Source organism: Legionella nigrisilvae, from assembly GCF_977063395.2.
In genome coordinates this window covers 362843-386652 of record NZ_CDRUGZ020000021.1, presented here as the reverse complement: position 1 = coordinate 386652, position 23810 = coordinate 362843, and the positions used below count along the sequence as shown (strand labels likewise).

The following is a 23810-nucleotide window of genomic DNA, read 5'->3' as shown; positions in this document are numbered from 1 at the left end:
TTTCTCCCTATGTCTTTTCATGAAAGTGAAAGGACAGGGTGAGAAATGGTAATTTTATTTGTTTTTTCATTTTGATTGTCTATAGTAGTATTTTAATCTCGTAATAACAGGGAGTGGTTATGATGAAAGGTGTAGCAATAGTTACTGGTGGTACGGGTGGTATAGGGACAGCCATTTGTCAACGTTTAGCTGCCGATTTTCAGGTTGTAGCGTGTTATTTCAAACATGGAAAGCATGAAGAAGCGAAGCAATGGCAAGAGGAACAAAAAAAGCTCGGTTATGATATAGATATCGTTTACGGTGATATCGCACAATTTGCAGATTGTGAAAAAATATTGGCTTTAGTCATGGAGCGTTATGGCCGAGTTGACGTTCTAGTTAATAATGCCGGGGTTACTCAAGATTGTAGTTTACGAAAAATGACTCCCGAGCAATGGCAATGTGTGATTGATGCCAATCTAACCAGCGTATTTAATATGACTCGCAATACAATCCCTGTAATGCTCGATAAAGGTTATGGTCGGATTATTAGCATTTCTTCAATTAATGGACGAAAAGGTCAATTTGGCCAATGTAATTATGCTTCGACCAAGTCTGCGCTCTATGGGTTTACTAAAAGTCTTGCCTTGGAAGTAGCAAATAAAGGCATCACTGTGAATACGGTTTCTCCTGGTTATATCGAAACTCCTATGCTTGCTTCTGTGAAAGAAGAAGTACTCAAATCAATTATCTCAAATATTCCTGTTGGCCGTTTAGGGTATCCAAAAGAGATCGCTGATGCGGTGGCTTTTTTAGCATCTTCGGAAAGTGGATTTATTACTGGTGCGAACTTAGATATTAATGGCGGACAGTATATGTAAAGTTTAGCCCAGGAGGGTGACTCTTGGGCAGTAAAGTCATTTTTTCATTAATTCTCACAACTTTCTAACTCATAGAGAACCATATGCAACATAATAATATTGTATTGATTACTGGTGGTACTGGCGATATCGGCACTGCAATCGCGAAAGAATTGAACTCCTCTTACAAACATATTTTTGCACTTGATTTAATTTCTGAGGATGAAGGAAAAGCATGGAAAAAAGAACGAGTAGATGAAGGTCATAAGAATATCTATTTTCGTCATATGGACGTAACCGATTATGAGCAATGCGGAAAGGTTATTTCTTCCATTATTGAAGAGTACGGTAATATTGATGCGTTAATTAATAATGCAGGAATTACTCGGGATGCTGTATTTACAAAAATGACTAAGCAGCAATGGGATGAAGTATTAACTGTGAACCTCGATGGTATGTTTAATGTAACTCGCCATGTAGTAGAAAACATGAAAGAGCATGAGTCCGGTCGGATCGTGAATGTTTCTTCGGTGAATGCTCAAAAAGGACAATTTTCACAAGTAAACTATGCCGCATCCAAAGCAGGAGTTTATGGTTTTACTAAGAGTTTGGCGCAAGAGCTAATGAGTAAAAACATCACTGTGAACAGTCTTTCTCCCGGTTATGTAGATACTCGATTAATGAAAGGTATTCGTCCAGATATTTTAGAAGGAATCATTGCGCAAATTCCTGCTAAACGTTTAGCACAAACTCAAGAAATTGCTTGGGCTGTAGAATTTCTAATTAGTGAAAAGAGTCGATATATTACCGGAGCTAATCTGAGCGTCAACGGTGGTCTCCACATGTATTAAAATGCTATCTTCCTTATTATAAAGACTTCTTCCTGTTTCAGGAGAGGCAATAGATTCATCTCTATTCAGTTAAGGAATTATTGTTGTTTGTATCCAACGGTCTATCCGCAGGAACCCTTAGGCAGAACCTTAAACTTAAATGGCGATGAAGAATAGGGTGATATTTTTACCCTCACCTAACATAAAGAGAAAACTATGACTCGATTAATAAAAAAATACAAAAATCGTCGGCTTTATGATACTGAAACAAGTCAGTATATAACCCTAGAAGAGTTACAGCGCTATGTTGTAGAGGGAAAGCAATTTAAAGTGGAAGATTCCTTAACCGGAAATGACATCACCAACTCTATTTTATTACAAATTATTGTTGAGATGGAGGCAGGTTCAACCCAATTTTTATCTTCAGAGATATTACGGCAAATTATTGCTCTCGCAAATCATCCAATGCATGCTTCTTTAAAACAGATGATGGAGCAAATGTTCCAAGCGATGGAGAAACCTTTACAAAATAATCCCTACCGCCAGGCTACTGAAACATGGAATCAACAAATGCAAACCATGATGCAACAATGGCAAAATTTATTTAAAGGTTGAGCGGGAAAGTGTTCTTTAAATAGAAAGGGAAACCCACGCATTCATTTTTATGCTGCATTGCAAAAAATATTTGTCTAACCCATTGACATATGTGGACTCTATGGACTAATATTAAATTGTGCAATGCAACATAGAGGAGAATATCATGACTCAACAAAATTTTGAAAGATGGACTGAAATAGCAAAAAAACTTCAAGAGCCTTTTCAAGCCATGGCTGAATTAAATGTAAAAACCTTACAAGGTATGAATTATCTCAAACCTGAAGAGATCGCGGGTATTAAAAAACCTGAAGAACTATTGGAAAAGCAAATTAATGTAGCTGTTGAAAATGGCCACAAAGCTTTAGATTATATGCAAAAATCTTTTCAAATTGTTGAAAAGGCTATGTTAGGTTTCGTTCAAGAAGCTAAAAAAGCATCTGAAGTTAAACATTAGTTATATCTTTTAAAAGCAGCGCTAACATTCAGTTGGTGCTGCTTTTAAGTTTCCTAATCATCTTATCCTTAAATCTTCCATCCATGCAATTAATCTTGATGCTGTTTCTTATAAATCCATTCTCACTCATCTATTTGGATACTTTCAACTCTCATTATTTCACAGTAGATGATTTTCAATTAATCCTTATGTCTTAATACACCCACTAACAGTTGATTAAACTTTAACAAAACTAGTCAAATAATAGATTGTTTCTGGGTGGGGGTAGAAAAGTGCTTTTTTAGTTCTCCACAAGAGGATACAATGTTCAAGATGAGAATGATTCTATGAATAAGACTACTAAAATGGGGGCATTGATTGAGTGATCATTTTTCGTTATTTAGCTAAAGAAGTGTTTCTCACTTTGATCGCGCTAACCTCCATACTGGTATTAATTTTTCTGAGCAACCAATTCATACAATATCTAAATCGGGCAGCCTCCGGAAATATTCCTGGTGTCATTATTATGAAGTTAATGGTACTTGAATTGCCTACTTTACTCAGCTTGTTGATACCATTGGGTTTTTATATTGCCATGTTACTCGCTTACGGGCGTTTATACGCGGAAAGTGAGATGACTGTATTACGTGCCTGTGGATATGGACCCAATCAATTACTAAAACATAGTTTTATCATGGCTACAGTAGTGGCAATTATTGTGGCAATAGTAATGATTTGGGTGAGTCCTTTGATTTATATTGAACGTTCTAAGCTGTTACGCACCACAGGGATTCAAACCTTGGTACAAACTATCATGCCCGGACGCTTTCATGCGATTAATGGAGGCCGGGAAGTATTTTACGTCCAGTCTATGAGCCGGGATCATGCTAAAGCGGAACAGGTATTTCTGGCAAAACGGAGTGTTATCGATAAACAAATACGATGGGATGTATTATGGGCAGACCAAGCCTTTGCCGAAACGGATGCAAAAACAGGTGAGGACTATATCATTCTGCAAAATGGTAAAGAATATCAGGGAATTCCAGGCCATGCTGATTATCAAGTTGCGGAATTTGGTGAATATAAAGCGCGATTACCCCATCCTGTAATGAAGGCATCTGAAGATCTCCGTACAATGAGTACCGCAAGTCTATTACCTTATAATAATGAAAGTCCTGCTAAAGCAGCTGAGTTACAATGGCGTATATCTGTACCCGTCATGGTCTTTACTTTAACTTTGATTGCAGTTCCTTTGAGCCGAATAAATCCACGTTCTGGTAAATACGCCAAGTTACTACCCGCAATCATTGTTTACATTCTCTATGCTAATTTTTTGTTTATCGGACGTGATGCAATGATTTCCGGAAAAACACCTCAGTGGATGGGTTTATGGTGGGTGCATCTTATTATAGGTCTCTTTGGACTATTCCTAATCTGGCGTGATCGGGTGAAGCTGGCATGAGTATGAAAATACTAGATCGCTATATTGCGAAAACTGTTCTTGGCTCCATTGCTTTAGTCACGCTGATGTTAGTAGGTTTAGAGATTTTTATTTTATTCGTAGGCGAAATTAGTGACTTGGGCCGAGTTGATTACGGTATCGTACAAGCAACGTTTTTTATCTTGTTACAAATGCCCTATCAAGTGTATTTATTTTTCCCTATGGCAAGCCTTTTAGGCTCTTTAATTGGCCTGGGTATTTTAGCCAATAATAGCGAATTAGTAGTGATGCGCGCCTCAGGTATGTCTATAGGACAAATAACTTGGGCCGTTTTAAAAGCATCTTTATTACTTATTGTGATAGTTACTGCACTTGGCGAAACCGTAGTACCTTACTTAGCCCATTATGGCAATGACTATAAATCTGCGGCAGTGAGTGGAGGTCAAACATTAAGAACCTCAAAAGGCTTTTGGTTGCGTCATGGCAATGATTTTATTTCTGTGGGTTTGATACGCTCTAATAATACCCTAAACAACATTTATCAGTTCCATTTTGATGCCCATCATCATTTAAGAATGTCGCGTTTTATTCGCGAAGCGAAATATACCCCAACAGGTTGGGTGGCCTATAATGTGCAACAATCCGATTTTGGTGCGGATAAAATCACAGCTCGAACGATTCCTTCTCTTCCTTGGGAGATCTCTGTAAAGCCCAAAATCTTGATGATTAGCAGTAGCGATCCCGATGAGATGACTCTGAAAGAACTAAATCGTTATATACGTGAGCAAAAGCGAAATCATCAAAATGTGCATAACTATCAATTCGCTTTTTTACAACGAATTATTCAACCCTTTACGACCATGGTAATGATGATTCTCTCTATTCCCTTTATCTTTGGGCCACTGCGCTCAAGCACGATGGGATCAAAATTGTTAGTGGGGGCTGCGGTCGGTTTTAGCTTTCATATTGTAAGCCGTTTTTTTGGTCCTCTAAGCACAGTTTTTCAATTGCCATCTGAATTAGCTGCCTTAGGACCTACCTTTATTTTTGCGTTATTGGGTCTATATTTGATGCGAAGAGTTAGGTAAATGACCTAAACAGGCGTTGATGCCCCTTGAGCTTCTACTCATATTCTTATTGTGGTAAAATATTGTACACCCCATGTGAAATCCTAAAAATATGAAAATTCAGTGCAAGTTTTGTCGACAGCGCATGGAACCCACTGTTTGTTGGGAAAAAAGATTAGTTACTACGGATCAAGCAGTATATTATTGCAGTTTATGCAAATCACAATTATTTGTTTTAGGTGGTTTTATGGATAAACCATTTTGGCAGAGACCCATATATTTATGGTTTTGTGGTTCATTAATCATCGATTTGATTGACTATTGGGAAAAAGCAAAAAATCTTTTAAGTGAGATGCATCTTGGTAAATTAGCTTACCTTGTTTTATCCATAATTTTGACACTAATTGCTTATTTCTTTTTGAAGTAAAGAGCCTGTGACGATGCGAGATTTTTGTAGCTTGGATTCCGCTTTGCTGCATCAAGGATTATACCACTTGTCCAGCGGCCCATCCCGATGACCAAGCCCATTGAAAATTATATCCTCCTAACCAACCAGTAACGTCTAAGGCTTCGCCAATGAAATAAAGGCCAGGGGTATCTTGAGCTTCCATTGTTTTAGAAGAAATGGCATGGCAATCTACACCGCCAAGAGTTACTTCAGCAGTACGATATCCTTCAGTCCCATTTGGTTTTACAATCCAGGAGTTGAGTTGTTTTGCTATAGATTCGAAATCACGATTTGATAAATCTGCAAGTTTCTTATCAGCAAGTTCTGGAGAAATAAATAATTCAATAACTCGTTTGGGCAAATGAGTGGACAAGATTGAGTTTAATTGTTTTTGTGGTTTTTCTAGACGTACTTTTTTTAAGTACTCCAATACATTGATTTCAGGTAATAAATTAATACAAATGCATTCTCCAGGATGCCAGTAGGAAGACAATTGCAAAATGGCAGGGCCACTCAAACCGCGATGGGTGAATAAGGTATTTTCACGAAATTCTATGCGGGCATTACTAACTAAACTATCAATACCAATCCCAGAAAGCAGAGCGGCTCGTTCTTTTTCCAATACATCCAAAGTAAGAGGAACCAGCCCGGCACGAGTGGGCCATACTTTTATCCCAAATTGTTCTGCAACTTTATAGGCAAATGGACTTGCTCCCATTGTAGGGATGGATAAACCACCACTGGCAATGATCAAAGACTCACAGCTCAATATGCCCTTGGTGGTTTGTAGTTTAAATTGGTATGATTTTTCAATCTGTTCTATGCGGGTATTAAGTTGAATAGCTGCACCTACAGCAGCACATTCTTTAAGCAGCATATCAACAATATCTTTCGATTTATTATCACAAAATAATTGACCTAAGGTTTTTTCATGGAAAGGAATTTTATGTTTTTTAACGAGTTCGATAAAGTTCCATTGAGTGTAGCGTGTTAAGGCAGATTTTAAAAAATGGGGATTATTTGAGGTGTATTTTTCAGGTTCAATATAATAGTTAGTAAAATTACACCGGCCCCCGCCTGACATTAAAATTTTTTTTCCAACTTTATTCGCATGATCTAACACTAGAACTCTACGATGACGTTTTCCTGCTTCAATCGCACACATTAAACCTGCGGCGCCTGCACCAATAATAATGACATCAACTGCTTCCATCTCGGATCGACTTGTTTTAAAACGTAAACATGCAAGATTAACACGCGTTAAGCGGGATTCAAAGATTTCTTATTGCCCTACGTGAGATTCTTTTATACAATCACTTAACGTACTAATTTTTAATACATTTTATGTATATCCTTAACCACCTATTAGCTATCTTATTGGGTATAACCATCTTACCTTTGCGCATATTTGCATACAATACGTTGTTTGCAATCTTTGCGACGCTTATTGGGGTGGGAGCTGTAATACACCTTCCTCTAGCCTTTGCCTATACGTTTAAAAATGAGGGTATGTCGCCCACAATGAATTTTCTGCTGACTATGTTGGTTGTAGTGCCAATGACAGTAGCGACTATTTCAATCGTTTTTGCAATGACTGCGACTTATTTAATATACGATACGGTACTTGGAATGCTCGAATCGTTTTGGCTGGGTTTTAGAAGTGGTTTGCTTTATGAAATGGAGGGTTTTGGAAATGCATATCGTACCCAAACTTTGAGTTCAGATTTATTTGTACAGCTAAGAGCTTTTATTGATTGGGTCAATGAAGAAGAATCAATTGATGAGGTCGATTTTGATGGGTTTCAACGTATTAGAGGAGAATTACAAGACGTTGTCGTAGTACATGAAGATCTAGAGGTTCCGGATTTGGAACAGAAAAACCCTAAGAAACTTTCCAAATTATTAGATAAAACCCAGTTACAACAAATTGAAAAACTTATAAATGTTTTGACCCAGCCCAAAAAACCTTTATCACATCAAGAAAAACAACAGTTAGAATCTTTAAAAAAGTTGTATATGCAATATAACGATTTGTCGAAGAAACTAGAGGAGGTACGTGTTGCTTTAGAACAAGATGATAAAACTCAAATTAAGGATGAAATAATTGCTTATAATGAAGTGGAAACTCCCATTTTATTGGTAAAACAATATAAAAATGACCAGGATGACAAATGGTATAATGTCCCTGCGAACAGTTATGTAACAGATAAAGAAAGTTTATTACAGTGGTTAAAACTGAAACCGCGCCATCCTCTCAATAAAGATTTGTTGAAAAAACCAGACTTTTATAACGGCATGACTACCCGGTATATCTGGTATGTTCTTACCTTAGAAGATTGCACTTCGCAAGAGCTAGATGAGGCGGCTGCACAAATGTCTGTTTTAGTTGAGGCTTTGCAGCCTTTAGTATCGGATACGCAAAAAATAGAATTGGGGCTGGGTTCTTCTTCACAATCATTTTTTAGTTCCGGACTTCAAATACCTCCATCCGATCCTGGTCCTGCACTTAAACCCTTTAAAAGTGGTCAAGTATAAGCAAGTCTCTTTTGCAAAGAATTATTTTCTTTTTTATCTGGATTATAATCACAATATTAATTTAAGCTTATACTGTAAGTATTCAGCGATCTATTTAAGGACAATCATCATGAATGAACTTGATATTTTACAATTATTTTATGATGAGATGAAAAATCGTAGTGCCACTCGAGATCAAGTCTTTTTGAACATGGAAGAGGATGCTGCGGCAATACTTTCCCAAAAGTTAGGACAGTCGGTATCCGTTGCAGATCTACAAAAATTAACGGATATATGTATTGCTAATGAATGGCTGGAGCGAACGACTGCAGATCCTAATTATAAATATTTATCGTTAACTGAAGCAGGATTACAGACTATTTTAGCTAATCAGTACAGTTAATTGTGCATTAAGGGTATAAACTTTAAGCAAAAGTAGGTAAAATACGTCAATTTTATTCTTTTTTGTTGTTAATATGCCAAAACGAACCGATATTAAATCCATTCTCATCCTGGGAGCAGGCCCTATTGTAATAGGACAAGCTTGTGAATTTGACTACTCAGGTACCCAAGCGGTGCGTGCCCTCCGGGAGGAAGGGTATCGGGTGATCTTGGTGAACTCCAATCCTGCCACCATTATGACCGATCCAGAACTTGCAGACGCCACCTATGTGGAACCAGTGTCCTGGAAAGAGGTCGCTCGTATCATTGAAATTGAACGTCCAGATGCGCTGTTACCTACAATGGGGGGGCAAACAGCTCTAAACTGTGCTTTGGATTTAGTACGCGAAGGAATCTTAGCAAAATATAATGTTGAAATGATTGGCGCAACCCGAGAAGCGATTGATCGGGCTGAAGATAGAGAAAAATTCCGTCAATTAATGATCAAAATTGGTTTGGATATGCCTCGCTCAGCGATTGCTCATAGCCTGGAGGAAGCAATTCAGGTACAAGCGCAGCTCGGTTATCCAGCAATTATTCGCCCATCATTTACCATGGGGGGTAGTGGGGGTGGTATTGCCTATAATCGTGAAGAATTTGAAGAAATTTGTACGCGAGGGTTGGAGTTGTCACCTACCCATGAGTTATTGATTGATGAGTCAGTGCTTGGGTGGAAAGAGTTCGAAATGGAAGTAGTCCGCGACAAAAATGATAATTGTATTATTGTCTGCACCATTGAAAATTTTGATCCTATGGGTGTCCATACTGGAGATTCGATTACAGTAGCTCCGGCGCAAACGCTCACTGACAAAGAATATCAGCGAATGCGGGATGCGGCTATTAAAGTATTAAGAGCAGTAGGAGTGGATACCGGCGGTTCGAATGTACAATTTGCCGTTAATCCTGAAGATGGAAGAATGTTGGTGGTTGAAATGAACCCCAGGGTTTCTCGAAGTTCTGCGTTAGCATCTAAGGCAACTGGATTTCCTATTGCGAAGGTCGCAGCCAAACTGGCTGTAGGTTATACTCTCGATGAGTTAAAAAATGAAATTACCGGTGGGAAGACTCCTGCATCATTTGAACCCAGTATTGATTATGTAGTGACTAAGGTCCCTCGCTTTAATTTCGATAAATTTCCCCAAACTTCAACCACATTGACCACGCAGATGAAATCTGTGGGCGAGGTTATGGCCATTGGATCCAATTTTCAGGAATCATTACAAAAGGCAATTCGTGGTTTAGAAATAGGGCGCTGTGGTCTGCATTCTTTATTTCCAAAAGGTGATTTAGCACGTTTAAGAGGACATTTGCGAGAACCAACTCCTGATAGACTTTGGTATATCGCTGATGCATTTAGAAATAATATGTCTCTTGAAGAAGTTCATCAGGAAAGCCGGGTTGATCCCTGGTTTTTAGCGCAAGTCGAGGAACTGATTGCTTTAGAACGTTCTGTAACAGGTAAGGCATTGGCAGATATCGATACTTTTACGTTACGCTTGTTGAAGCGAAAGGGTTTTGCCGATGCGTACCTAGCCCAAATATGGGCCTGCCCTGAAGAGCAGGTTCGCACACGACGCAAAGAGCTAGGCATTGTTCCTGTTTATAAGCGCATTGATTCATGTGCTGGTGAATTCCCAAGTGATACGGCCTATATGTATTCCTGTTATGAAACTCGTTGTGAGTCTCGGCCTGATACAGACAAGAAAAAGATCATGATTCTTGGTGGAGGTCCTAACCGTATTGGTCAGGGAATAGAATTTGATTATTGTTGTGTGCATGCAGCGATGGCGCTTAGAGAAAGCGGGTGCCAGACGATTATGGTCAATTGCAATCCCGAAACAGTTTCTACAGATTTTGATACCTCGGATCGGTTGTATTTTGAACCAGTAACCTTAGAAGATGTTTTAGGAATTGTCGATGTAGAAAAACCAGACGGAGTGATTGTTCATTACGGTGGACAAACCCCTTTAAAATTAGCACGCGCTTTAGAAGCTAACGGTGTTAAAATTATTGGAACCTCCCCGGACGCCATTGATAGAGCGGAAGATAGAGACCGGTTTCAAAAATTAGTCACTGAATTAAAATTACATCAACCCGATAATGGCACGGTGCGGAGTGAGGCAGAAGCCATAGCTTTAGCAAATAAAATTGGTTATCCGTTGGTTGTTAGACCTTCCTATGTTCTCGGTGGTCGAGCTATGGAAGTTGTCTATCAAGAAGATGATTTACGACATTATCTATCGCATGCAGTTGCGGTATCTAATGACTCTCCCGTTTTATTGGATAAATTTTTAAATGATGCAATTGAAGTAGATATTGATGCGGTTTGTGATGGTAAAGAAGTATTGATTGGTGCTGTAATGGAGCATATAGAACAAGCGGGTATTCATTCAGGAGATTCTGCTTGTACGTTACCTCCATTTAGCTTAAGTGTTGTGGTGCAACAAGACCTAATGGAACAAATGCGGCAAATGGCTTTAAATTTAGGTGTTGTCGGTTTGATTAATGCACAATTTGCAATTCAAGCGGATGACATTTATGTCTTGGAAGTCAATCCAAGGGCCTCAAGAACAGTTCCTTTTGTTTCCAAAGCGACAGGATTGCCTTTGGCTAAAATCGCTGCTCTTTGTAAATTGGGTGTTAGTTTGAAAGAACAAGGATTAAGCAGCCAAAATCACCATATGCCATCGTTTTATTCCATTAAACTTCCGGTATTTCCTTTCATCAAATTCTCTGGAGTAGATTCTATTCTGGGGCCAGAAATGAAATCTACGGGTGAAGTGATGGGTATTGCCAGACGTTTCGGACAAGCTTATGCTAAAGCACAATTGGGTGCTGGTTGCAACATAGCTAAACGACGTCGCGCTTTTGTCTCTGTTCGAGATGCAGATAAAACACGAGTGGGTGAAATTGCTAAACGGTTAATTGAATTGGGTTTTGAAATAATTGCAACGCGCGGTACTGCATTGGCCTTGCAAGCAGCAGGTGTCGATTGCCGTAGAGTATTTAAAGTGAACGAAGGGCGTCCCCACGTTTTAGATTTTATAAAAAATAATGAAATTGATTTTATTGTAAATACAACTGAGGGTAAGCAAGCTATTGCCGATTCATTTGCAATCAGGCGCAATGCATTGCAACACAAGGTTAGCTATACTACAACTTTGTCAGGAGCTGAGGCAGCTTGCTTGGCTATGAAATATGAAGATAGAGAAACTGTGACCCGATTGCAGGATTTACATTAAAAAATCGTAGGGGTAAAGCACAGCGTAATCGGGTTGCTTTTTACAAGTAACCCGTTATGGCTGATGTCCTCATCCCTGCTACGATCTTACAATGGTTTAACTTAATGTGAAAAGCTCTTTTTCTTGTTGTTTTGGAGAAAAAGTAGAATTACCAGGGAATTATTATTTTGAGGTAGATATGAGTAAACACCCCATGACATTACAAGGTGCCCAAGCACTGAAAGAAGAATTACATCGTTTAAAATTTATTGATAGACCTCGTATAGTTGAGGCGATAGCGACAGCACGAGCTCACGGTGATTTGAAAGAAAATGCCGAATATCATGCGGCTCGAGAACAGCAAAGCTTTAATGAGGGCCGTATTCAGGAGCTGGAAGCTAAATTATCTCATGCACAAATTATTGATATCAGCAAGCTTCCCAATAATGGTAAGGTAGTTTTTGGCGCTACAGTGACTGTCTGTCATGTCTCATCAGATGCTACCCTCACCTACAAAATTGTGGGTGAAGATGAGGCGGATATTAAACAAAATAAAATTTCTTATAGTTCTCCAATCGGTCGTGCTCTAATTGGTAAGGAATTGGACGATGCAGTAACAGTAAATACACCCGGCGGAATGGTGGATTATGAAATTATTGATGTACAATACGTCTAATGACCCTAAAAACTAGATCTCCCAAAATGGAACCTGGGCATCACCACAAAGCCCAGGTTTTGAATCGTTATGTTCACTAAATCGATAACCAAGTTTTATACAATAGTTTCACATTCTTCCTTAGTGATTTGTTCTGCGTTTTTCTTCCATTTTGCTTACTTGCTCCCTAAATATAAAAAGAATCTTTTTAATCCAACAAAAGGTCTATAATTAAATATAGCTTTTTGAACCGATGCTAAAAACAATATAATCTGGATGTTTACTATTACAGGAAGTAATAATGAGCGTATTATCTGAATGGTTTCAAACAACACCAATTCCAGCTAATGTCATTACTGGTTATTATGATTTTAAACTCGTAACCTTATCCTATGTAATTGCGGTTCTTGCATCCTATGTTGCCTTAACTTTTGTGGGAAGGCTTCGCGCTACAAAAAATACGTATCGCCGAATTTATTGGCTCGCAGGTGGTGCTTTTGCAATGGGAGCAGGAATTTGGTCTATGCATTTTGTGGGAATGCTCGCCTTTATTATGCCTATGCCCATGGAGTATGACATAAATTGGACTGCTGTTTCGTTAATAATTGCCATACTCGCTTCCGCTTTAGCCTTATTTATTTTACAGAGAAAAGATTATTCGATTGTTCATCTGGCTCTGGGTGGTTTAATCGTGGGTCTTGCGATATCCACCATGCACTATATGGGCATGGAAGGGATGAAAGTGCATGTAAATATTCATTATTTACCCGGGTTATTTTTTCTTTCTATTGGGATAGGGATTGCTGCGGCAGAAACTGCGCTCTGGCTAGCGTTGGAGAGTAACTATGGTTCGAGTAAAAGACAATTTAATCTGAAAATTATTAGTTCTTTATTAATGGGGTTTGCCATATGCGGCATGCATTATACAGGAATGTCAGCCGCTGTATTTACAACCAGTCTAACCCACGTTATGACCGGCGAGAATGTGGCAATTCAACAAAATTATTTAGCCTATTTTGTGGCTGGAATCAGCGGATTAATTTTTATTATTGCCCTCACAGCATCGGGTTATTACAAGAAAATGCTCACCGCAATAGATAATGAGAAAGAATTTCTTAATGCGATGCTTGATAATTTAGAGGATGGCATTATAGCCTGCAATGCAGAAGGGCGAATTACCGTATTAAACCATACAATTCAAAAATACATTAATTCAGATAAGACAGATAAGAACATTGATAATATATTGGATTATTTTAGTCTTCACACCATGCAAAATACGCCCCTCGCCCCAGATGATTTTCCACTTAAACGGGCCTTAAATGGTGAGCGTTTGCGCGACATTGAGCTCTTTATGCATATAAAAAAAAATGGAGTTCGCAATGTGGTGATTGATGGACAAAAGATCATTAACTCTGAAGGAAAGAACTTAGGTGCGGTTATCGTCATCCATGATATAACGGATTTAAAACAAACTGAGAAATTAAAGAATGAATTTGTTTCTATAGTGAGTCATGAATTACGTACCCCACTTACTTCAATACGAGGTTCTTTGGGGTTATTGGTCAGCGGTGTTTTAGGGAAATTTCCTGAAAAGGTAATGAAATTGCTTGAGATCGCGAACAATAATTGCGAACGCTTACTTTTATTAATCAATGACATTTTGGATATTGAAAAAATTGAAGCAGGGAAGATGGATTTTGAGTTAAAAGTAACAAACTTAAATAAACTAGTAAACGAGTCTATAGATGTTAACAAAATGTATGCGGATAAATTTAAAGTTAAAATTAAATTACTCCCACCTGAACATGAGTATTTAGTGACGGTTGATCCTGACCGGTTAATGCAAGTTTTAGCAAATTTGGTTTCTAATGCATGTAAATTTTCTTATGAACATGAGACGGTCACGATACAAATTAAACAATTAAACTCAGTAGTCCGCGTATCGGTTGTAAATAAAGGGAAGGGAATTTCTCCTGAATTTCAGTCACGTATTTTTCAAAAATTTTCTCAAGGAGATTCATCAACTACCCGGGGGAAAGGGGGAACTGGTTTAGGATTAAATATTAGCAAAATGATTATTGAAAAATTGGGTGGTACGTTACATTTTGAGAGTAAGCCTGATGAGCTCACCACATTTTATTTTGAATTGCCATTAGCACAAAAATCCCTTCTCGTGACAGCAGAAAAAAATCAAATAATTATTCCGGAAACCAAAAAGCGCCTACTTATATGTGACGATGATGAGGATCAATCTGATTATATTAAGTTACTTTTAGAGTCAGCCGGTTTTATTGCTGAGATTGCTTCTTCCGCGGCTGAAGCGCGACGGTTATTACAACATCAGCAATACCATGCACTTTTATTGGATCTAATATTACCTGACCAGGATGGGATCTCATTCATTAGAGAATTACGTATGGATAAAAAAACCATGAATTTGCCCATTATTGTACTTTCTGTAATTGCTCAAACAGGAAAAGAGTTATCCAATGGTGATGTTGTTTCAATTATAGACTGGCTGGATAAGCCAATTGATTTTAAAAAACTACTTAAGTCAATTAATAAAGTACAAAAAAGTGATTTTCAAAAAAAACCTCATATATTGCATATCGAAGACAATAAGGATACGCAAGAAATTGTAGAAACGCTTCTTGAAAAACATGCAAATATCTCAACAGCAAATAACCTACAGGAAGCAAAACAAATGCTTGAAAAAGACAAGTATAGTTTGGTTATTTTAGATTTATTGTTACCCGATGGGAATGGAGCAGAAATTTTACCTCTGATCTCAAAATATCATGCACCGGTGGTTGTATTTTCTGATACCAAGTTAAATGAAGATTTCTCAAAGTTTGTTAGCCAGGCTTTACTTAAATCGAATTCTTCAAATGAAATTTTGTTAAATACTATTAAAAACCTTCTTTAAGTCCTATTAAAGGAGAAAACTATGGCGAATAAAGAGCTTAAAAGGATTTTATATGCTGAGGACGAAGAGGATATAAGAGCTATCGCCCAAATTGCTTTAGAAGATATTGGCGGGTTTTCGGTAAAGTATTGCTCTAATGGGAAAAAAACTCTTGAGGCAGCCAAAGAATACACACCCGATTTGCTTTTATTGGATGTAATGATGCCTGAAATGGACGGGCCCACTACCCTACGCGAATTACGTAAGAATCCAGATTTTATAAAAATACCCGCTATATTTATGACTGCTAAAATACAAAGTAATGAGATAGCAGATTATAAGTCAATCGGAGCAATTGATGTAATTAAAAAACCTTTTGATCCGTTGACTCTCGCAACATCAATAAAAAATGCATGGTTGAAATATAATGGATGAAAATACACAAAAAAAATTGCATAATCTTTTCGTTCTCTATAGTAAGAGCCTTCCTGAGAAAATTCACAATATAGAGATGCAGTGGCATGCCCAACTTAAAGAATGGGATTTAACAAGCTTTCAGAATTTTCATCGTGATGTCCACAGTTTGTGTGGCTCAGCGGGCACCTACGGTTATACAGAATTAAGTAAGACCGCGCGTAAGATGGAAATATTATTAAAGGATATTCTTACTAAGGGTAAATTAACTCAGGATGATCAAGAGAAAATCACTCCCTTTTTTAACCAGTTGAAAAGTGTATTGGCTCAAGAAATTCCTAAGAAGCCGATTTTCGCAGAGGAAACTCAACCTACCGATAATAAGTTAGTGTATGTATTGGAGCAGGAAAAGGAATTAGTTAATGAACTTATTGAAAATTTAAAGCAAGCAGGCTATCGCGCGCAATCAATAAAAAATATGCTTTTATTATTGAGTTCAATGCAAGAAAACCAACCTATTGCAATTATTATCAATACGGATTATTTAAAAAAATCGGCACTAGAGCAGCTGATCGACATACAAAAACAACAAAAAACGCCCAGCCAATTGTTTTGTATTATCCCTAATGCTGATTTATTACCTCGACTTACTGCCATCCGGGCGGGTTGTGTGGCGTATTTTCAAAAGCCTCTTGATGTGTCTTATTTGGTGCAGGAATTAAATATAAATTGCAGTTCGTCTGTTAATGAAGCTTATCGAATCTTAATTTTGGATGACTCGAAATCTTTGACGGAATATTACTCTCTGATTTTGAAACAAGCAGATATGATTACGCGTGCTATTACTAATCCATTGAACTTATTAAAAGAGCTGGAAGCATTTCATCCTGATTTACTTTTAATGGATGTTTATATGCCTGGATGTTCTGGTTTAGAACTTGCCGCCCTACTGCGTAAGGACAGAAGATATACAAAAATCCCAATTATTTTTCTGTCTACAGAAGATGATAAAAATAAAAAATTAGCTGCAATCAGTTTAGGTGGAGATGATTTTCTTACTAAGCCTATTTCACCCCATGATTTAGTTTCAGCAGTACGATCACGATCGAACCGCGCCAGTATTTTAAATTATTACATGACCACCGACAGCCTAACAGGCCTATTAAACCACTCAAGTATTTTGAATCGCTTAAACATTGAAATTGCGCGAGCAAAACAACAAAACAGCCCTCTTTCATTTGTGATGGTTGATATTGATCATTTTAAATCGATAAATGACTCTTACGGTCATCCATTTGGGGATCTGGTAATTAAAAAGTTATCTTCTTTATTTATAATGAGTTTACGAAATCGAGACATCATTGGACGGTATGGAGGCGAGGAGTTTGCCATCATCTTGCCCGGTGCAAGTCTTGAATGCAGCCAAAAAATCTGCAATGACTTGCGATTGCAGTTTGCTCAAAATTATTTCACAGTGAATGAACAAAAGGTTCATGTAACCATTAGTGTGGGTATCTCTTATTTTGATGGGAATTATGATATTAACAACTTGGTCAATCAAGCAGATAAAGCATTATATAAAGCTAAAGAAAATGGACGAAACCAAGTAGTTGTTTTTGACGAAACCTTGGTTTTAAATTAGTTGCCAAACATGTAATTTAAGTGAAAATCAAATATTACCTGGGTTTCAAAGAACGAATACCCAGGTTTTAGCCTTAGAATTAAGGTTGGAATACTTCCTGCTGAATACCGCCGACAACCCATTGAGAACTATTAGAAAATTGACGGAAATGCCAAATTTCACACAGTGGATTTATGGGTTCATTATCTTCTTTTATTGAACCGGTAAAGCGGACACTCGCGATGAGCGAATTTGACTGTTTAGAAACATCCAATAACTCAGCATCTAAAGTAATTACATCTGTTTTATTCGCTGCACTTCCCCGCTCATCTAATTGCATCTTGATTTCTGCAAATACCTCTGGTGCGGTGAACTCACTTAAATCTTGGAGATTTTTTTGGTCATAAGCAGCTTGTAAGCGGTTAAATGTCACTTTGGCTTCCCGTAAAAAGGTTTCAGGTACAAAACCTAGGGGATATTCAGAATGATTACTCCCAGCGCTACTTCCTGAGCTGTTATTAAAGGGTTGGGTAAAATTATTAAAAGGACCTTGGCTAGAACGGGTTTGTCCTTGATTAGTTTGAAAACCAGGTTGCATTCTTTTACGGAAAAAGCCAACAATAAAAAAGAGAATTGCACCCATAATTAACCAGGTCAAGATTCCATTAGCAAAACCATGTCCCATAAACAAACTGGTGAGCAAACCGCCAATCAGTAGACCACTGAGCATTCCTCCCCATCGGCTGGTATTTTTGGTGCTTTGACCAAAAGCACTGGACTTTTGCACCTTATTAGGTGAAAACAAAGCACTTTGTGAACGTTGAATGCCAAAACTTCTGCCAGCACCAAAACGTTTTGCTGAGGCTTCATTGACCAATAGTCCAAAGCTTAATAATGCAATAAGTAAATACGAAACAAGCGTACGCATAGTATCAGACCTTTCTTTTTTAAATGAAGACCTAAGTATAAAGGAATTCGAATGAAACCGCATCTTTGTGGTTGAAATTTGCACTATAATTAAAAACTGTAAGAATTTTCAAAATTCAGTAATGGATAAAATCAAATAAAATATGACCAGGTTATGCGTTAAATACATAAGGAGTATGTTATGTCTGAATATCAAAAAGGAGATTTGGGGACTGAGCGCAGTCATTTTTTTCCAAAAGCCATGCATCACACGGCGGAGTCGGAAACAGTATTGATCCGAGTACAGGCTCTATTAAGTCGTATTGAAGAGGGAATCGCCTATTGTAAGCAACAAAAGGAACTGTATCCGAGGATGCAACAATATGCTGACAAAATATCAGTTTTAAATGCCATCAAAAACTATATTTGTGGCAATATAGGTCTTGATCTTTTAGAAGAATATATGATGATGTATCCCAAATGGGATAAAAATCCTGAAGGTGTAGATATTAATAAGTTGCTTCAGGAAGCTCTCACTTTTAAAGGTGAGCCTCAATAAAAGTCATTTATGACTAAGAAGGTTCATCTATTAAATAACTATACTATAGATTCCTTTAATGTGAATCCGTTCAATATTCCTGGGGTGAAGGGGTTTACTTGATTGTTTGTTTTTAAGAGGTAACGTCCTGAGTTACTATTGATTTCAAAGAGAATTTGCAAGCTAGAACTGTCTTGTTCATCAATTAGGACATTCACTTTCTCGAGTAGCTTAAATAAGGCCCAAGTTCCTTGCTCTGCCAATTCATAATGATTGCCTTCAATTGAATCGAGGGCGAGTTTGGCATGAGATTGAGGCCAGCTAAAACGAATAACGGACTCCGTACTTTGATTATCGATTAATTTGGTTCTGCCAATTTCAAGCTCTAGATGCGCAACAACAGGATCTAAGCTAATTTTTTGTAAACTAAAATCAATTTTACTCTCTTCCCCATGATCAGGGAAAAACATATTAGTTATAATATTTGCACGTATCAGCGCATCTAATGTCTCTGAGGCAATAGGTAATACGGAATCATTTACTGCTTTAGGCTTCCATTCTGCACTAGAAATATCCAGAAATGGCTTAACATAGTTTTCAGTAAACGTGTTTAAAGCGCCCCGAGTAGAAAAGAAATGGTTAAAGTCTGTAATTGTGATTTCTTCTTGTTGGGACGCGTCGAACGGATAACGTCTGGCAATAGTCGTTTGAAATTCCCTGTAAACGGTTTGTTGCCATTGTTGGTTAATATACTGGCGACTGTCTTTGATCAAAATACCCCATGCGTCACTCGCTAATTGTTTGGTCCATGTACTTAAAGGTTCAGGTAATTGTCGTGCTTGATTATAAAGCAGACTTACTGGATCAGAAGCACTTTCACTGGAAAAGCGAGTTTTAGTAATGTTAAATGCGGTTCTACCCCCATCATTTATCATGGATAATGTTGAAATAAAGCGTTCTAAATCCACGATTTTTTGACTGAGTTCTTTTGTACTGGAATGACTCATTAAATTTAGATCAGTAAATTGATTGGCAATTGCCTGATTAAAAGGGGACGAAGTATTGGTCAAGTCCGCTTTGGTTTCTTGTTGAATCAGGGAAATTATCTTTCTTAATGAATGAGTTTGCTCTAAATTTTTAACAATTTGTCGTCCTGTTTGATAATCTTGATAATGCAATGGTTGCGACTTACGCATAAACGTTTGCCACCAGGTCACATAGTCAAAACAATAAGCCTGGGTGATCATTTCTTGCAATTGATTTAAGTCATTGCGTGCAAGTACCCAGTTTTCTTTCTGCAGGCTGTAGCTAATGTCAGGAATTTTTTGCATGATTTCGTTAAAGCCTGCACGAGTAAAGTAACTTGGCAATTCATTAGTTGCCAATACAAACCCTTCAATGGCGATTTTTTGTTTCGTACCAGGAAAAAATTCTTTGGCAATGGAATAATAAAGGTAGCTGGTGGGTAATGCATTTAAATAATTTCTCGCATCACTAATTACCTGCGGTTTTACAATTATATTGCGGGGTGGTTTACTTAATAAAAGTTTTAATAGTGCCAGTTGTTTATTTAAAGCACTTTCTGGTTGACTTTTCCATTGATTCGCAAACCAATCTTGTACTTGCATCGCAGAAAAATGTTCCGGCTGGCTTAACATGAGGTAAATTTTCAATGCGTTATAACGAACAATAGGAGTATTCCCTGGATTATTGATTACATCTTCCAATTCACTGGTTAAGGAGGGTAAGAATTCACCGTGGAGACGATTTTGAGCATTATGGTGTAAATTATATTTTAATTGATGTACTGTTGGTAATGATAAGGAGTTACTGGGAATGTGGCTCATTGTTTTGGCTGCATTAGATAAATGATAAAGAGCCTGCTTTTCTTTATTTTTTTGACTATTGAGCACATCATAGGCCAATAATTCTTTACTTGTTTCATCGAGTAAATGGGCGGTTTTGTAATGGTTATAACTTAAAATCAATAAACTCATTCCAGCAATACTTGCGGTTATCGCAATAATAGGTTTTTGTGAGAATTTTCTAACTTGTGGAATTTGGCTACAATGTTCCTGAATAGTGCTTAATGCACCCTCAACAAAATAAGCTCTGAAATTGGTCGCTTGCGGAAAAGTATCTTGTACTACCAAAGCATATTCATGCTGAATTTTCTTGTTCAAGCGATCAATGCTCACCCCGCCTTGTTCCGCACTACAAAAATAAATGGAATGTAAATTAAAGAGTCTGGGCGAAATTCCTTGAATTAATGCTTGAATAGGGGAGCGAAGGCTTGCGACCTGTAGTGGAAACTCCCGAATTAAACTGCGACGCATTGTGGAGCGAGCAGGATGCATTTTGTGAATGACTTGTTGGCCAATTTGTTCGGTGAGTTGATTGAATTGTAATGAATAGGCTTCTACTTTTTTCTTTAATTCATTTCTACAATCGAGCGAAAATCCTAAAGGTTTTAATAATTCAGTTGCATGTTCTGATTGATAAAATTCGGTGAACCCTGCGAGGGTATCCATCTTGGTGAACATCAGCGCCAGATTGACAGGATAGCCTAGATTTGTTCCAAATCGTTCTAATAATTGTAAATGTGCTTTTTTTTGTTCAGCAAACTGTCCTGGATCGGCTATGAGCAAGTCGTTTACATCAATACATAAAACTAAGCCGGTAATTTTAAGATAGGTGTTGCATCGATTTAATTGCTTTAACGTCGTAAGCAACAAGGTTTTACTGTTGGTAAGCCAATTTTCACCAAGCTCAATAATGATCCCTTTCTGATTATAGTAAATTTTTGCATGTTGCTCGCTGAAAACGGGTATTTCTTCCATATTGCTTTGTTTTAATACGGCCGATTTTCCTTGAGCATTTCTGCCCGTAATCACAATAAATGATAGCTGATTGCTTTGAGGCTTTAGTTGTGAAAGTATTTTTTTTATGGCATCACATAATGCCCGTAAAGAATTGTCCATTAGCTATCCAGAAGAGCAAGTTGGGTGTGTCCAAATAAAACGGTTTTTGCTTTATTTTCCAATAAATATTGGCTGGTTAAAAAAGCAAGTGTTACCACAGTAACCGCAGTAACCAAGGTTATGATAACCGCTTTGTAATTCTTTTTAACAATTTTAGGTATAGGATTTTCATTGAATAAGCGGCGCGGTTGATTGAACCGATTTTGCTGAATTATTTGATAAAGATCTTCAATGTAATTATCCAATACCTGCCGTCCATCTGCTTTGAGATGGTAATGGCCCTCAAAACCAATAATCAGAAAAAAATAGACTAACTCAATGAGATCAAGATATTGATTTGGGCGTTCTTTAATGTAATTTAGGATTTCAAAAAAACGTTCTTGTGGTTGAGCATTATCATTAGTGAGCGGAGTGAATGCCTTAAACTCAGCGGTAATTTGGTATACGCGCATGTAATTTTTACCAATGATTTCATCTATAGTTGCGGCCATTAAATAATAAGCGATTGCTGCAAAATCTCCTGGGTATTTAGAAGCATCCATTTTACTTTGAAAAGCGAGTAATTCATGCTCGATATTGTCTCTGATATTCTCAATAGGGGGTAATGAAGGGCTAAGACAGAGTCGCTCTAGTAGTGATAAAAGAGGGCCTGCGGCTGCAACTAAAGCATTAGTAGAAAAGGGAGCAATGAATAATTTAGAGCGATAGTAACCTTGCGGGACGATCATAGTTCCCGAATTAACAAGGTGGCTGCTGACCAGTGAGGCTGGATAATGCGCAACTGTCATGGTCTTGCTCCTAATAGGTCTTGATTCAAGCATGAAATCGTATTGCAAACACTCTAAAGTAAAAAAGAGATGATACGTTATATAACGCGCATTGTTCAAGTGAGTCAAGCTTTATGATTTTGTATTACGGTAGAATGCGGCTGGGGGCTGGGTGTTTACTTCGTTGTTTATACTTTTATCCTTGTTGTAACGATTGCGATCCTATCTAAGGGGGCAAATACCCCCAGATTTCTCGTTAAACATTTTTATATGCAATCAATAACCCGTTCTCCATTTTTTTAACACCTTCGTTCCTTGTATTTACCTATTAACCGCTGCATAAAAATTTGAATTATAGGTCTATGAATTGACACTCAAATTAGTTTTGATTTCAAGGTGTTCATCCTGATTAAAGTCGCGAATCAACCCTATAATTTCAGTATGGCGGCGTAATTGTTCTTTATCAGTTTGCCAGTAACAGGACACCCCTGTAGGTAAACGTCCTTCCTTATCGAGTGCGTATTTATTAGCATTATGATTTAACAACATTAATACAGTCGTTTCATTATTAACATAAGCTGCTTGATGCAAAGCGGTCCATCCAGTTTTTGTTGCCTTTATATTAACATCAGCACCGGCATCAATGAGTGCCTGCAAACATTCTCCATCCTTATCATAATTTGCGAGTTCAATAATAGGATAGCTTCCACCACATTTCGTAATACATTCTTTCGCGATCAACTCCGGATTTTTATCCACGAGAGCCTTAATAACCTCTTTACCACATTTCGTATACATAGACGCATAATGTAAAGCAGTGCCATAGTCTCCTTCAACTGTAAGATCTGAATACTGAATATAAAGTTCAATAATTTTTTTTAATCGAGGAGTATTGTGAAATGCAGTTTTCATGAGAGCAAGTTGCAGCGGCGTCATTTTTTGCTCATGAAAAAACCCATAATTAGAAAATTTTGTTGAATTAATTTCACGTTGACTAGGGCTCTTTTTTTGATCTTCTATCAAAAGTTGTTCTAATTCATCTAATGATTCTTCTGAGATATTAGTTTTCGAAGATTCTACATAATCATGAAATTTATTAGGCATCTTATATCCTTTACAGTTAATTTGGGGCAATAGTAATCTCTTAGTCCTATTTTTTTATCAGTAATAATGGGACGGCCAGATGGTA

General features: G+C 37.6%; 20 protein-coding genes. 15 read left to right on the top strand and 5 right to left on the bottom strand.

Going from position 1 to position 23810, the window contains the following annotated elements:
* Positions 1 to 119: 119 nt before the first annotated feature.
* The 7 genes from phbB (ACWTE2_RS12670) to ACWTE2_RS12640 all read left to right on the top strand — a co-directional run bounded on the left by phbB (ACWTE2_RS12670) (position 120) and on the right by ACWTE2_RS12640 (position 5634).
* Positions 120 to 860: an acetoacetyl-CoA reductase gene (gene phbB, locus ACWTE2_RS12670; RefSeq protein ID WP_454785625.1), complete on the top strand. Its 741-nt coding sequence runs from the start codon at positions 120 to 122 to the stop codon at positions 858 to 860.
* Between the two features lie 83 nt (positions 861 to 943).
* Positions 944 to 1690 carry an acetoacetyl-CoA reductase gene (phbB, locus tag ACWTE2_RS12665; RefSeq protein ID WP_182392454.1) on the top strand — a complete coding sequence of 249 codons (747 nt, stop codon included), beginning with the start codon at positions 944 to 946 and terminating at the stop codon, positions 1688 to 1690.
* A gap of 195 nt (positions 1691 to 1885) precedes the next feature.
* Positions 1886 to 2284 carry a polyhydroxyalkanoate synthesis regulator DNA-binding domain-containing protein gene (locus ACWTE2_RS12660; protein ID WP_454785624.1) on the top strand — a complete coding sequence of 133 codons (399 nt, stop codon included), beginning with the start codon at positions 1886 to 1888 and terminating at the stop codon, positions 2282 to 2284.
* Positions 2285 to 2429: 145 nt separating this feature from the next.
* Positions 2430 to 2720 (top strand): phasin family protein, encoded by a 291-nt coding sequence (locus ACWTE2_RS12655; protein WP_454785623.1) that lies wholly within the window; start codon positions 2430 to 2432, stop codon positions 2718 to 2720.
* Positions 2721 to 3081: 361 nt separating this feature from the next.
* Positions 3082 to 4161, top strand: a complete 1080-nt coding sequence (gene lptF / locus ACWTE2_RS12650; protein WP_454785622.1) for an LPS export ABC transporter permease LptF — start codon at positions 3082 to 3084, stop codon at positions 4159 to 4161.
* Positions 4158 to 5228, top strand: coding sequence for an LPS export ABC transporter permease LptG (gene lptG, locus ACWTE2_RS12645; RefSeq protein ID WP_454785621.1), 1071 nt, complete (start codon positions 4158 to 4160; stop codon positions 5226 to 5228). Before lptF ends, lptG begins: the two co-directional genes overlap by 4 nt.
* 124 nt (positions 5229 to 5352) lie before the next feature.
* Positions 5353 to 5634: a hypothetical protein gene (locus ACWTE2_RS12640; RefSeq protein ID WP_454785620.1), complete on the top strand. Its 282-nt coding sequence runs from the start codon at positions 5353 to 5355 to the stop codon at positions 5632 to 5634.
* Positions 5635 to 5692: 58 nt separating this feature from the next.
* Here ACWTE2_RS12640 and ACWTE2_RS12635 read toward each other — a convergent pair whose 3' ends face one another.
* Positions 5693 to 6868: a BaiN/RdsA family NAD(P)/FAD-dependent oxidoreductase gene (locus ACWTE2_RS12635; protein ID WP_454785619.1), complete on the bottom strand. Its 1176-nt coding sequence runs from the start codon at positions 6866 to 6868 to the stop codon at positions 5693 to 5695.
* 209 nt (positions 6869 to 7077) lie between these two features.
* Between ACWTE2_RS12635 and ACWTE2_RS12630 the strand changes: the two genes are divergently transcribed.
* From ACWTE2_RS12630 to ACWTE2_RS12600, 7 genes are all read left to right on the top strand, one after another.
* Positions 7078 to 8190 carry a coiled coil protein gene (locus ACWTE2_RS12630; protein ID WP_454785618.1) on the top strand — a complete coding sequence of 371 codons (1113 nt, stop codon included), beginning with the start codon at positions 7078 to 7080 and terminating at the stop codon, positions 8188 to 8190.
* A 109-nt stretch (positions 8191 to 8299) separates the two neighbouring features.
* Positions 8300 to 8572, top strand: coding sequence for a hypothetical protein (locus ACWTE2_RS12625; protein ID WP_454785617.1), 273 nt, complete (start codon positions 8300 to 8302; stop codon positions 8570 to 8572).
* A 73-nt stretch (positions 8573 to 8645) separates the two neighbouring features.
* A complete protein-coding gene (gene carB, locus ACWTE2_RS12620) occupies positions 8646 to 11852 on the top strand; it encodes a carbamoyl-phosphate synthase large subunit (RefSeq protein ID WP_454785616.1) in 3207 nt (1068 codons plus the stop codon).
* Between the two features lie 178 nt (positions 11853 to 12030).
* Positions 12031 to 12507: a transcription elongation factor GreA gene (greA, locus tag ACWTE2_RS12615; protein WP_182392464.1), complete on the top strand. Its 477-nt coding sequence runs from the start codon at positions 12031 to 12033 to the stop codon at positions 12505 to 12507.
* A gap of 280 nt (positions 12508 to 12787) precedes the next feature.
* Positions 12788 to 15415 (top strand): MHYT domain-containing protein, encoded by a 2628-nt coding sequence (locus ACWTE2_RS12610; protein WP_454785615.1) that lies wholly within the window; start codon positions 12788 to 12790, stop codon positions 15413 to 15415.
* 21 nt (positions 15416 to 15436) lie between these two features.
* On the top strand, positions 15437 to 15829 hold the full coding sequence (locus tag ACWTE2_RS12605; protein ID WP_454785614.1) for a response regulator: 393 nt from the start codon (positions 15437 to 15439) through the stop codon (positions 15827 to 15829).
* On the top strand, positions 15822 to 17450 hold the full coding sequence (locus tag ACWTE2_RS12600) for a diguanylate cyclase (protein WP_454785613.1): 1629 nt from the start codon (positions 15822 to 15824) through the stop codon (positions 17448 to 17450). The genes ACWTE2_RS12605 and ACWTE2_RS12600 overlap by 8 nt, the downstream gene beginning before the upstream one ends.
* A gap of 79 nt (positions 17451 to 17529) precedes the next feature.
* Here ACWTE2_RS12600 and ACWTE2_RS12595 read toward each other — a convergent pair whose 3' ends face one another.
* Positions 17530 to 18357: a Tim44 domain-containing protein gene (locus ACWTE2_RS12595; RefSeq protein ID WP_454785612.1), complete on the bottom strand. Its 828-nt coding sequence runs from the start codon at positions 18355 to 18357 to the stop codon at positions 17530 to 17532.
* A gap of 180 nt (positions 18358 to 18537) precedes the next feature.
* Between ACWTE2_RS12595 and ACWTE2_RS12590 the strand changes: the two genes are divergently transcribed.
* A complete protein-coding gene (locus tag ACWTE2_RS12590; protein ID WP_454785611.1) occupies positions 18538 to 18894 on the top strand; it encodes a hypothetical protein in 357 nt (118 codons plus the stop codon).
* A gap of 38 nt (positions 18895 to 18932) precedes the next feature.
* Here ACWTE2_RS12590 and icmF read toward each other — a convergent pair whose 3' ends face one another.
* From icmF to ACWTE2_RS12575, 3 genes are all read right to left on the bottom strand, one after another.
* Positions 18933 to 21854, bottom strand: coding sequence for a type IVB secretion system protein IcmF (gene icmF / locus ACWTE2_RS12585; protein WP_454785610.1), 2922 nt, complete (start codon positions 21852 to 21854; stop codon positions 18933 to 18935).
* Positions 21854 to 22642, bottom strand: coding sequence for a type IVB secretion system protein IcmH/DotU (gene icmH, locus ACWTE2_RS12580; RefSeq protein WP_182392471.1), 789 nt, complete (start codon positions 22640 to 22642; stop codon positions 21854 to 21856). Before icmH ends, icmF begins: the two co-directional genes overlap by 1 nt.
* A 339-nt stretch (positions 22643 to 22981) precedes the next feature.
* Positions 22982 to 23725, bottom strand: coding sequence for an ankyrin repeat domain-containing protein (locus tag ACWTE2_RS12575; protein ID WP_454785609.1), 744 nt, complete (start codon positions 23723 to 23725; stop codon positions 22982 to 22984).
* Between the last annotated feature and the right edge of the window lie 85 nt (positions 23726 to 23810).

Coding starts and splice junctions, on each gene's coding strand:
- phbB (WP_454785625.1), top strand. CDS start 120: ATGATGAAAGGTGTAGCAATAGTTACTGGTGGTACGGGTGGTATAGGG.
- phbB (WP_182392454.1), top strand. CDS start 944: ATGCAACATAATAATATTGTATTGATTACTGGTGGTACTGGCGATATC.
- ACWTE2_RS12660 (WP_454785624.1), top strand. CDS start 1,886: ATGACTCGATTAATAAAAAAATACAAAAATCGTCGGCTTTATGATACT.
- ACWTE2_RS12655 (WP_454785623.1), top strand. CDS start 2,430: ATGACTCAACAAAATTTTGAAAGATGGACTGAAATAGCAAAAAAACTT.
- lptG (WP_454785621.1), top strand. CDS start 4,158: ATGAGTATGAAAATACTAGATCGCTATATTGCGAAAACTGTTCTTGGC.
- ACWTE2_RS12640 (WP_454785620.1), top strand. CDS start 5,353: ATGGAACCCACTGTTTGTTGGGAAAAAAGATTAGTTACTACGGATCAA.
- ACWTE2_RS12635 (WP_454785619.1), bottom strand. CDS start 6,868: ATGGAAGCAGTTGATGTCATTATTATTGGTGCAGGCGCCGCAGGTTTA.
- ACWTE2_RS12625 (WP_454785617.1), top strand. CDS start 8,300: ATGAATGAACTTGATATTTTACAATTATTTTATGATGAGATGAAAAAT.
- carB (WP_454785616.1), top strand. CDS start 8,646: ATGCCAAAACGAACCGATATTAAATCCATTCTCATCCTGGGAGCAGGC.
- greA (WP_182392464.1), top strand. CDS start 12,031: ATGAGTAAACACCCCATGACATTACAAGGTGCCCAAGCACTGAAAGAA.
- ACWTE2_RS12610 (WP_454785615.1), top strand. CDS start 12,788: ATGAGCGTATTATCTGAATGGTTTCAAACAACACCAATTCCAGCTAAT.
- ACWTE2_RS12605 (WP_454785614.1), top strand. CDS start 15,437: ATGGCGAATAAAGAGCTTAAAAGGATTTTATATGCTGAGGACGAAGAG.
- ACWTE2_RS12600 (WP_454785613.1), top strand. CDS start 15,822: ATGGATGAAAATACACAAAAAAAATTGCATAATCTTTTCGTTCTCTAT.
- ACWTE2_RS12595 (WP_454785612.1), bottom strand. CDS start 18,357: ATGCGTACGCTTGTTTCGTATTTACTTATTGCATTATTAAGCTTTGGA.
- ACWTE2_RS12590 (WP_454785611.1), top strand. CDS start 18,538: ATGTCTGAATATCAAAAAGGAGATTTGGGGACTGAGCGCAGTCATTTT.
- icmF (WP_454785610.1), bottom strand. CDS start 21,854: ATGGACAATTCTTTACGGGCATTATGTGATGCCATAAAAAAAATACTT.
- icmH (WP_182392471.1), bottom strand. CDS start 22,642: ATGACAGTTGCGCATTATCCAGCCTCACTGGTCAGCAGCCACCTTGTT.
- ACWTE2_RS12575 (WP_454785609.1), bottom strand. CDS start 23,725: ATGCCTAATAAATTTCATGATTATGTAGAATCTTCGAAAACTAATATC.